General features: G+C 37.6%; 8 protein-coding genes and 4 pseudogenes. All 12 read right to left on the reverse strand.

What is annotated here, in order from left to right; translation table 11 throughout:
* Positions 1 to 51: 51 nt before the first annotated feature.
* The gene (locus JCM13188_RS09360) at positions 52 to 357 is read right to left on the reverse strand and encodes a YunC family protein (protein ID WP_054753671.1); all 306 of its coding nucleotides are present in this window, start codon (positions 355 to 357) and stop codon (positions 52 to 54) included.
* A gap of 60 nt (positions 358 to 417) precedes the next feature.
* Positions 418 to 1,806, reverse strand: a complete 1,389-nt coding sequence (locus tag JCM13188_RS09365) for a bifunctional metallophosphatase/5'-nucleotidase (protein WP_054753673.1) — start codon at positions 1,804 to 1,806, stop codon at positions 418 to 420.
* 22 nt (positions 1,807 to 1,828) lie between these two features.
* Positions 1,829 to 2,136, reverse strand: a pseudogene (locus JCM13188_RS20810) (sulfite exporter TauE/SafE family protein).
* Entirely contained in the window at positions 2,133 to 2,612 is a 480-nt protein-coding gene (locus JCM13188_RS20815; protein WP_369404923.1) for a sulfite exporter TauE/SafE family protein, read from the reverse strand. The pseudogene JCM13188_RS20810 and the gene JCM13188_RS20815 overlap by 4 nt, the downstream one beginning before the upstream one ends.
* A gap of 222 nt (positions 2,613 to 2,834) precedes the next feature.
* A complete protein-coding gene (locus JCM13188_RS09375) occupies positions 2,835 to 3,518 on the reverse strand; it encodes a toxoflavin lyase-like VOC family protein (RefSeq protein WP_054753675.1) in 684 nt (227 codons plus the stop codon).
* 27 nt (positions 3,519 to 3,545) lie between these two features.
* A complete protein-coding gene (locus tag JCM13188_RS09380; protein WP_054753677.1) occupies positions 3,546 to 4,070 on the reverse strand; it encodes a YfiT family bacillithiol transferase in 525 nt (174 codons plus the stop codon).
* A 22-nt stretch (positions 4,071 to 4,092) separates the two neighbouring features.
* Positions 4,093 to 4,489 (reverse strand): annotated as a pseudogene (locus tag JCM13188_RS09385) (DUF6157 family protein).
* A 173-nt stretch (positions 4,490 to 4,662) separates the two neighbouring features.
* Positions 4,663 to 6,060: a Fe-S cluster assembly protein SufB gene (gene sufB, locus JCM13188_RS09390; RefSeq protein ID WP_054753681.1), complete on the reverse strand. Its 1,398-nt coding sequence runs from the start codon at positions 6,058 to 6,060 to the stop codon at positions 4,663 to 4,665.
* A gap of 44 nt (positions 6,061 to 6,104) precedes the next feature.
* Complete coding sequence (sufU, locus tag JCM13188_RS09395) at positions 6,105 to 6,554, reverse strand: Fe-S cluster assembly sulfur transfer protein SufU (protein ID WP_054753684.1); 450 nt, start codon at positions 6,552 to 6,554, stop codon at positions 6,105 to 6,107.
* A pseudogene (locus tag JCM13188_RS09400) lies at positions 6,544 to 7,763 on the reverse strand (cysteine desulfurase). Before JCM13188_RS09400 ends, sufU begins: the two are co-directional and overlap by 11 nt.
* Positions 7,763 to 9,069, reverse strand: a pseudogene (gene sufD / locus JCM13188_RS09405) (Fe-S cluster assembly protein SufD). The pseudogenes JCM13188_RS09400 and sufD overlap by 1 nt, the downstream one beginning before the upstream one ends.
* 21 nt (positions 9,070 to 9,090) lie before the next feature.
* Positions 9,091 to 9,876, reverse strand: a complete 786-nt coding sequence (gene sufC, locus JCM13188_RS09410; protein ID WP_054753686.1) for a Fe-S cluster assembly ATPase SufC — start codon at positions 9,874 to 9,876, stop codon at positions 9,091 to 9,093.
* Positions 9,877 to 10,251: the final 375 nt, after the last annotated feature.

Below are 10,251 nucleotides of genomic sequence, written 5' to 3' on the forward strand. Positions count from 1 at the left end.
ATAGACATCTTTTTAACTATCATAAGCTTTTATGACAATTTTTTCAATGACTTATTTTAACCGAAGGAGTGCCTGCTTCCCAATCATACCTTCTTCCCAGCCAAAAGTTTCTTTTGCGTAGTTTGTCACTTTTTGTAAAGGGGCGTACAGTAGTTCATCCCTCGATCTGACACCGACTGCTCTACCTGCTACTATTTTTCGATCGGCTAACTTTGCATTTAATAGGTCAACATCTAAAGCCCCGCACATAATGTAACCAATATCATTTGAGATCACTAATAAATCTGTTTTCGGTAATTCAACATGAACAAATGTGAAAGGAACGTCATCTATCCAAATCGGTTCTACATGTACCATTTATTATCCTCCTCCTCCTTCTCATATACCGTATGAAGACAAAAAAAAAAGAAGTGCCTGTCAGACCTCTAATTTAAGGTAGATAGGCACTCTTCTAAAATATCGCGTAAAAAACTCTGGCAAAAAATAATGTTTATCTTTTACCGATGAGATTGGAGGAACTAACCAAGGAAAAGAAAAAGTATCCGCAGTTGCGACAGTGAACGTCTCGTGGGGATCTACTTTCTCACCATTTACATAGACTGTCTCCACATAATTCGTGTCATGATGGTAATCGAGTTCAATATTTGAATAGACCATTTTACCAATTTGTTTGCCTCTAAAACCTAACCCTTTTAGTTCAAACTCAATAAAGCGGTCTTGTTCAAACATTCTAACCGTTTCAATTAATTCGCGGCCAGTTAAGACCATCGTACAAGGGTTCATAGGATGTGGACAGCTTTGATGCACATCGCCTCTGGTGACTGTTCCCTTTTCAAAACCATTTAATAAAACACCCGAATTTAGCATAGCACAATCAGATTTTGTCCATTTTCTTAAGGTGTTCACAAATGCTTTCATAAGTGGTGTTTCTTGTAACCAATTGATTGGATAAGGCCTGCTTAGATTCGCAATTTCTCGATTAAGTTTAGACTTTGCGCTATCATTAAGTTCTTGTAGTAAATGAAGTGATGCTTGGTCATCCGCCTCATTTTCGATTTTTACAGCATGGCCATCAGAATTGATGACTTTCTGCGCTTGATGATCAAATGTTAACGAAATAGCTCCGTAGTAATACCCATGTTTTCCGACGGCGGTAATTAACGTTCCAAAATGATGTTGACCTTGTCTTAATAAATGATGCGTATGTCCACCCATAATCACGTCAATATCAAACTGTTCTGCGATAGATTCGTCTGAATTAATCCCTAAATGAGACAAAAGCACGAACACATCTGTTTGCTTACGAATTTCGTTATAATATTCTTTTAACATATCAAATGGATCATGCGTTTGCCATCCCAACTTTTCGTAAAAGGCTTGAAATGGTGCAGTTAGCCCCAAAACACCAATTTTAATACCAGATGGTGTTTCATAGATTTTATATGGCTTAAGCCATTTAGGGTTTGCCTCATATTTAGGTTCTACATTGGCGCAAACGACATCAAACTGTGCTTCGTCATAAAGGTGATAAAGTTTGTCACTAGGTAAAGTAATACCTTCATTGTTTCCAAGTGTTGCAACATTGAACTTAGCTTCGTTTAATAGTGTTACATTATCACTGCCTAAAGATGCTTCCGTAATGGGGTGCGATCGATCCAAATGATCGCCATTATCGAATAGCATATAAAACTCTTGATCAAACTGATGCTTATAAGTTCTCTCTTTTATGTCATGCATAATTTTAGGCCAGTTTTCAAAATGGCTATGTAGATCGCTAGTAAAATATAAATGTAGCGTTTCCTTCATACTCCATCTCCTTCATTGGCAATTACATAATGAGCCGTATACCAATTATAATCATTAACAAACGTAATATCCATTCAAGCACCTGACTGTTTAACCGTTGATTTGCCTTTGCTCCTAGTACTCCGCCTACCCATGCTCCAGGCACAGCTAATACTGCGTACTCCCAAATCACATTACCAGCGACTACGTGTGCACTAGAGGAAACAATGCTTGAAACAAAATCATAAACATAGACGTCGGTGCCGCAATATGCGCTGGAAAACTAAAGAATAAAATCATGGCCGTCACCATCAGCGACCCGCCACCTATGCCAAACAAACCAGAAATCATACCGACGAAAAATGAGATGATGATGCCAAAAATGATTGAATAAGAATACTCAACTTTTTACCAGCCAAATTAAACTCGCGGTGAACATAAAACTTTTTCCCCTTAACATCACGGGCCTTTGCAAATTGAAGTAAATAATCTTTTACAAAAAATAAACTTGCTAGAATTAGCATTAGAATTCCAAAATAAAGCTCGAAGGAATCAATATTAACATAACTATTTAACCAAACGCCAACTAAAGCCCCGGGGATACTTCCGGTTAGAAAAACAAGTCCACTATAAATGTCTACCCGTTTACTTTTTAAATATGTAAGAGTGGATGATAACCCGGTAAAGATCATAATTAATAAAGACATCGCCACCACATTTTGCGGTGTTACCCAACTGAATGACTCAGAGAACTTAGATAGGAACAGTAAGGATGGTACAAAAATTAATCCGCCGCCTAAACCAACTAAACTCCCCCATAAACGCACTTGCAAGCCCAATAACAAGCATGACTATAAACATCATATGCAATCCCTCTTTCTAATATAAGATTAGCATAGATTAATGAGAATAAAAATAAAACACCCATCGCAAGAATGTAACATGACATGGATAGGTGTTTCGTTTTTATCGACCCCATTTTGGAAAATATCGACCCTGAATTTTTCCGAACGGGGAAAAGAAATGATATATCGACCCTTAAACTAATTTTATCGACTTTTTGCGATTAAAAATTCATGATGATCATTAACAATCAAACGTTCATTCGTATCTAACGTCATTTCAATAGGGTGGATTTCGGATTGTTTATCAGAGAAAATCCATCTTCTACCTGGTTGTATTAATAATAAAAATGGACCATTAGAATTCTCACCCATAAAATTCAATGACGAACCACTTATTGGGTCACCATCACGTTCGTTAAGTCCTAGTTCCATTAGTTGATGGCCAGTTGTAACGGCATTCCCAACCGTTAAGCTCATCTCACTAATATTTAAAATACTATTTGCAGAAAACGGAACTTCACTTTTTTCAGCATAAGAATGCCTGCAAATAAACTCAACAATGTTTCCCGCAGGATCATAAAAGTAAATGGAATGCGCAGATAAATGAGAGAAATCTGCTTCATCCTCTCCATCTTCTAAATTTAGTTTTACTTTAGATTTTGCCCATGCTTTAGCTTCACTAAACTTATTAGATGGGATATCTAATGCAAAATGGTAATAGGGATTGCCTTTAACATTATGGGATGTAAATTCCAATAGACTAGCACCTGCTAAAACTTGAAACCTGTTTTCGGATTCTTCGTTCAAAGTCATTCCAAGAGTCTTTGTGTAAAACTGTTTCATACTTTCAATGTTCCTAGTTCTTAATATAACCTTCTTAATGTGCAAAATTCTCTCCCTGTTGTTTTGTTTAATCTATAAATAGATAATATCACTTTGATAGCGCAATTTGATATGAGCTAAATGATGCTCTTCGTGCCAGGCTAACTTTGCTACTTTAGTTGCGACTGTTATTTCACCATTTACCTCATGAGTAAATGCTCGATCTAATTGCTCTTCAGTTAAACTGGATCCTAAAGATACAATGCGTTCATTAATGCCTTCTAACATCTTAATCGAGCTTTCAACAGGAAGCTTTGTATCTGGTTGAATGGCCCATTTATCCTGATCAAAAGCTGGTACGGTAGGATTATTATCTGTTAAAGCCAGCTTCAAACGCTGAAACATGTTTAACTGAGAATCTGCAATGTGATGAACGAGCTCACGAACTGTATAACTACCGTCACGATAAGTTTTGCTTAATTCTTCTTCACTTAATGAATCAACCGTTTCTCTTAATCGTTCTGTGTAAGTTTCGATTTCTTTTAGCCATTCTTGAACATGTTCTAATGTAACGTTATTAGGAACTTGTAATTCCCCTATTGGAAATTTAACATCCATTATGAATCCTCCTCTTTATTATTCACCTTTTAGATTTCATAGCTTTTAATTTTTTGATATCTTCTCTATCTTTAAGTGTTTGATACCTCTTAGACTCTACCGGGATTAATTCTGCTTTCCCATTAGAGTCAAAATAAATCCCCCAGCCAACGTTTTGGCAATGCAGAAGTCCTCATACATGCACGGCTTTTAGCTAAGAAACGTGCCTTTTCTTCTTTACGCCGATCTTCAGGAATTCTTTTGTGTTTCATATGCACTTCAAATTGCAATTCATCCTGAGTATAGATACCTGGTCCCTCATTAAGAAGTTGATACTCGATTTCAGCTATTGTTTGCTTCTTTCGTTTGGATTCTGGAACCTTGCTTTCAGAAACGGAACAATCATCAGAAATTAAAATGAACGTATCATAGTAATTCACGTACTTTCCTCCTTAATTTTAAAACTTACTAACCCAAAACTATAATGCATGACTTGTAAAAGAAATAACCTATAAACTATTTTCTATGATTAATTAGTGGTTTCCTTTAAACTAAGCGAAAAATAAAAAATAACCCTTGATATAAGCTGAGTTATATCAAGAGTTATTAAATCTTAACCGATTGACCCTTCCATTTCAAACTTAATTAAACGGTTCATTTCTACCGCATATTCCATTGGAAGTTCTTTTGTAAATGGCTCGATGAAGCCCATGACGATCATTTCTGTCGCTTCTTCTTCAGAAATACCGCGGCTCATGAGATAGAATAACTGTTCTTCAGATACTTTCGATACTTTCGCTTCGTGTTCTAATGAGATGTTTTCATTTAGAACTTCGTTGTAAGGGATTGTATCTGATGTTGATTCATTATCTAAGATTAACGTGTCACACTCAATGTTAGAGCGTGCGCCGTCAGCGTTTTTACCAAAGTGTACGATACCACGATACGTTACTTTACCACCTTGCTTCGAGATGGATTTAGAAACGATTGTCGATGAGGTATTTGGTGCCAAGTGGTGCATTTTTGCACCTGCATCTTGGTGCTGACCTTTACCGGCTAACGCGATTGATAATGTCATACCACGAGCGCCTTCTCCTTTAAGAAGAACAGCTGGGTATTTCATTGTTAATTTAGAACCTAAGTTACCGTCTACCCATTCCATTGTTGCGTTCGCATCTGCTGAAGCACGTTTTGTAACTAAGTTATAAACGTTGTTTGCCCAGTTTTGGATGGTTGTATAACGGCAGTATGCGTCTTTCTTAACGAAAATTTCAACGACCGCACTGTGTAGTGAGTTAGTTGAATAAACAGGTGCTGTACAACCTTCAACATAGTGTACAGAAGAACCTTCATCTACAATGATTAACGTACGTTCGAACTGACCCATGTTTTCTGAGTTAATACGGAAGTACGCTTGTAGAGGCGTTTCAACCTTCGTGTTCTTCGGTACGTAGATGAATGAACCACCTGACCAAACAGCTGTATTTAGTGCTGAGAATTTGTTATCAGAAGCTGGAATTAGTTTACCGAAGTACTCTTTGAAAAGTTCTTCGTTTTCCTTAAGTGCTGTATCTGTATCCTTGAATACAACACCCATTTCTTCTAATTCTTTCTCCATGTTGTGGTATACAACTTCTGATTCATACTGTGCAGATACACCTGCAAGGTATTTTTGCTCTGCTTCTGGAATCCCTAAACGATCAAACGTCTGCTTAATCTCATCAGGTACCTCATCCCATGAACGTTGAGTACGTTCAGAAGGTTTAACATAGTACGTAATTTCGTCAAAGTCTAATTCGTTTAAGTCTCCGCCCCACTGTGGCATTGGCTTGCTATAGAATTTTTCTAAAGCTTTTAAACGATACTCTAACATCCACTCAGGTTCATCTTTTCTCGCTGAAATCTCACGAACCACTTTTTCAGTAAGACCACGCTCAGTACGGAAAACAGACACGTCACGGTCATGGAAACCATACTTGTAATCGCCTACTTCTGGTGCCTTTTTAGCCATGTAGTACCCCTCCTTTAAATAATTAGGTGGTGAGAAGAACGACCTTATTCGTCTTCTTTTTCAACACCTTGTTCCATAGCTTTCCAAGCTAATGTTGCACATTTTATTCTTGCTGGGAATTTAGAGACCCCTTGTAAAGCTTGAATGTCTCCCAAATCCTCTAATTTATAATCTGCTGTATCAACTTCTTCACCAAGCATCATATCAGAGAACATTTTTGAAATTTTAACTGCATCTTCAACGTTTTTCCCGATAATGACTTGAGTCATCATTGAAGCTGACGACATTGAAATTGAACAACCTTCACCTTCGAATTTTGCATCTTCTACGATACCGTCATTGACTTTAAGTTGTAAATCAATTCGATCACCGCAAGTCGGGTTATTCAGTTCAACTGTGATGTGATCACCTTCAAGTTTCCCGCGATTACGTGGATTCTTGTAGTGATCCATAATCACCTGTCTGTAAAGTGTATCTAAGTTATTAAAAGACATCACCGAAATACTCCTTTGTTTTGCGTAATCCTTCAACTAGTAAATCTACATCCTGCTTACTATTATACAGATAAAAGCTAGCTCTTGCAGTCGCAGCAACTTGTAATTCTTTCATTAGTGGCTGTGCGCAGTGATGACCTGCGCGAACCGCGATACCTAATGAATCAAGTGCCGTTGCCGAATCATGTGGGTGAACATCATCTAAATTAAATGTTACTAAGCCAGCTCGTTCTCTAGGACCGTAGATTGTGATGCCATCTATTTGTTCCATTTGCTCTAGTGCGTATTTTGCTAATTCTTGTTCGTGTTCTTCAATGGCTTCCATGCCCACTTCATTTAAGAAGTCTATAGCTGCTCCAAGTCCAATGGCTCCAGCAATAATAGGTGTTCCACCTTCAAACTTCCACGGAAGCTCTTTCCAAGTTGAATCATATAGGTTAACGAAATCAATCATTTCCCCGCCAAATTCAACTGGCTCCATGTTTTCAAGTAAGTGCTGCTTACCATATAGAACACCTACACCTGTTGGACCACACATTTATGAGCTGAAAATGCATAGAAATCAGCATCTAAGTCTTGAACATCGACACTCATGTGCGGAACGCTTTGTGCGCCATCAACAACAATGACAGCACCATTGTCGTGAGCAATTTTCGCGACTTCTTTAATCGGATTAATTGTTCCTAGTACATTGGAAACATGAGACATCGCAACTATTTTAGTTCGATCTGTCACCATTTCACGTACATCATCTAACGAGATCGTACCATCTTTTTGAAGTGGTAAATATTTTAATGTTGCACCAGTTACTTTCGCCACTTGCTGCCAAGGGATGATATTACTATGGTGCTCCATTTTGGTTAAAACAATTTCATCACCTTCAGATAGGTTCTCACGTCCATAACTGTGGGCGACTGTATTAATCGCCGTTGTCGTACCTCTAGCGAAGATGACTTCCTTTATGCTTTTAGCATTAATAAATTCTCTTACTTTTTCACGTGCGCCTTCATAACCTTCAGTTGCTCTCGAACCAAGGGTGTGTACCCCACGGTGAACATTTGAGTTATAAAGCTCATAATAATTTTTCACCGTGTCGATGACAGTTTGAGGTTTTTGAGACGTCGCAGCACTATCTAAATAAACTAATGAATGTTCGTTAACCTTCTGATCTAAAATCGGAAACTGTTTGCGAACTGTTTCATTTAACATTAATAAACTTTCCCTTCGATGACCTCACGTAGCTGATTTTGAACCGTTTCAATTGGAATCTCATTTACAACAGGGCTTAAGAAACCGTGAATGACTAAGCGCTCGGCTTCTTGTTGAGAGATACCACGGCTCATTAGATAGTACAACTGAACTGGATCAACGCGTCCGACTGATGCTGCGTGACCAGCTGTTACATCATCCTCATCAATTAATAGAATTGGGTTCGCATCTCCGCGAGCTCCAGGGCTTAGCATTAACACGCGTGATTCTTGCTCAGCGTTAGCCTTAGTACCGCCGTGTTCAATTTTACCAATTCCATTAAAATAGATGATGCATTATCTTTCATAACACCATGCTGTAAGATATAACCGTCTGTTTCCTTACCATGGTTAACAATTTTAGCTGTAAAGTCTTGTTTTTGATCGCCACGACCAACTGATACTGACTTAGCATTACATACACCGTTATCACCTAATAAGTGAGTTAGGTTTTCTGAAATTGTGTTACCATCATTCATTTGACCTAATGCCCATTCTAATGTTGCATCACGACCAACAGTACCACGACGGTTTACATAAGTTGTCGTACCTTTTTCGAAGTTATCAACTGCACCGTAAGATACTTTAGCGTTATCTAAAGCAAAAACTTCACTTACAATATTCGCAACTGATTGTTCAGTTTTATTTTGAGATACGTAGTTCTCAACATACGTCACTTCACTATTTTGATCTGCAACTAATAATACATGGTTAAACAGTGCTGCTTCTGGGTCTTCTTGCCAGAATACAACTTGAACTGGTTTTTCTATTTTTACGTTTTTAGGAACGTATAGGAAAACTCCACTGTTTAATAAAGCTGCATGACGCGCTGTTAACTTATTTTCATCAACAGATACGCCTTCTTGCATGAAATATTTCTTAACAAGATCTTCATTCTCACTCATGGCAGTGAAAATATCTTTGAAAATAACACCTTGATCTTCTAATTCTTTAGATAATGAGGCATATGCCACATCATTATTACGAACGATAATTAAGTTATCGTTTGTTGACTTTTCGCCGAGTAAAACACGAACTTTTTCAGGTAGCTCTTCATAATTCTCAACTTTAGCTCCTTCAACGTCATGCTTGAAACTTGTGAAGTTCCAATCACGAATACGTGTTTTTTCTAGTTTTGGCATCGGTAAGTCTTCAGCTAATTCCGCTGCTTTAAGACGTAGATCGCGGAACCACTGAGGTTCATTACGACGCTCGGAATACTGCGTGATATATTCTTTATCATAAGGTAGCTGTGTTTCCACTGTCATCCTTTTACCTCCTATCTCTAGTTACGCGTTTTGACCTACAGTTTCATCTTCAATTCCTAGTTCTTCTTTAATCCAGTCGTAACCTTCAGCTTCTAAGCGTTGAGCTAGTTCTGGACCACCAGATTTCACAACGCGACCTTGCATCATTACGTGTACTTGATCTGGAGTAATGTAGTCTAATAGACGCTGATAGTGAGTAATGATTAAGCAACCAAACTCTTCGTTACGCATTTTATTAATACCTTTTGATACAACTTTTAATGCATCGATATCTAGACCAGAGTCAATTTCATCTAAAATTGCAATCGCTGGTTCTAGCATCATTAATTGTAAGATTTCGTTACGTTTTTTCTCACCGCCTGAGAAACCTTCATTTAAGTAACGTTGTGCCATGTTTTTATCAATCTCTAAATAATCCATTGTGTCATCCATTTTCTTAATGAATTGCATTAATGGAATTTCATCGCCTTCTTCACGCTGTGCGTTAATAGAAGAACGTAAGAAGTCAGAGTTTGTTACACCGCTAATTTCACTTGGGTACTGCATAGCTAGGAATAAACCTGCTTGTGCACGCTCGTCAACTTCCATTTCTAATACGTCTTCTCCGTCTAAAAGGACTTGACCTTTCGTCACCTCGTATTTTGGATGACCCATAATTGCACTAGCTAATGTTGATTTACCAGTACCATTTGGTCCCATCACTGCGTGGAATTCTCCACCTTTAATGGTTAAGTTAACTCCTTTTAAGATTTCTTGCCCTTCAATTTCGACATGAAGATCTTTAATTTCTAAAGTTGATGCTGCCATTAATAATACCTCCATTTTCTATATTAAAAATTGATGGTCATTCTCAATTTATTCTCATTATCAGTTTATAACATTTATAATTTATATTCAACTTTTATAATAAGAATAACCACACGATTCATACCTATACCATTATATAAGAAATTTTGTCAGATTTAAACGAAAAAGGCATGTTTGGTGTTATTAACTGTATTATTACCTGTTTCTCAATAGTAGATCGTATGATACGCTAACAGGCGACGCTTTCCTGGGGGCACGGACTCAACTTCCCGAAACTTGCTCAGCTCGTTTCGCGTGATTTTCGTCTCGTGCTTATTCCCCTAGGAGTCTTCGCCTTTTCGCTATTCTGAATAAATTGAATATAAAATAGAAAAT

The organism is Piscibacillus salipiscarius JCM 13188 (assembly GCF_001311865.1).
Taxonomy (GTDB): domain Bacteria; phylum Bacillota; class Bacilli; order Bacillales; family Alkalibacillaceae; genus Piscibacillus; species Piscibacillus salipiscarius.

Bases quoted from the DNA above. Each gene is read 5' to 3' on its own strand.
- JCM13188_RS09360 (WP_054753671.1), bottom strand. From the start codon at position 357: ATGGTACATGTAGAACCGATTTGGATAGATGACGTTCCTTTCACATTT.
- JCM13188_RS09365 (WP_054753673.1), bottom strand. From the start codon at position 1,806: ATGAAGGAAACGCTACATTTATATTTTACTAGCGATCTACATAGCCAT.
- JCM13188_RS09380 (WP_054753677.1), bottom strand. From the start codon at position 4,070: ATGGATGTTAAATTTCCAATAGGGGAATTACAAGTTCCTAATAACGTT.
- sufB (WP_054753681.1), bottom strand. From the start codon at position 6,060: ATGGCTAAAAAGGCACCAGAAGTAGGCGATTACAAGTATGGTTTCCAT.
- sufU (WP_054753684.1), bottom strand. From the start codon at position 6,554: ATGTCTTTTAATAACTTAGATACACTTTACAGACAGGTGATTATGGAT.
- sufC (WP_054753686.1), bottom strand. From the start codon at position 9,876: ATGGCAGCATCAACTTTAGAAATTAAAGATCTTCATGTCGAAATTGAA.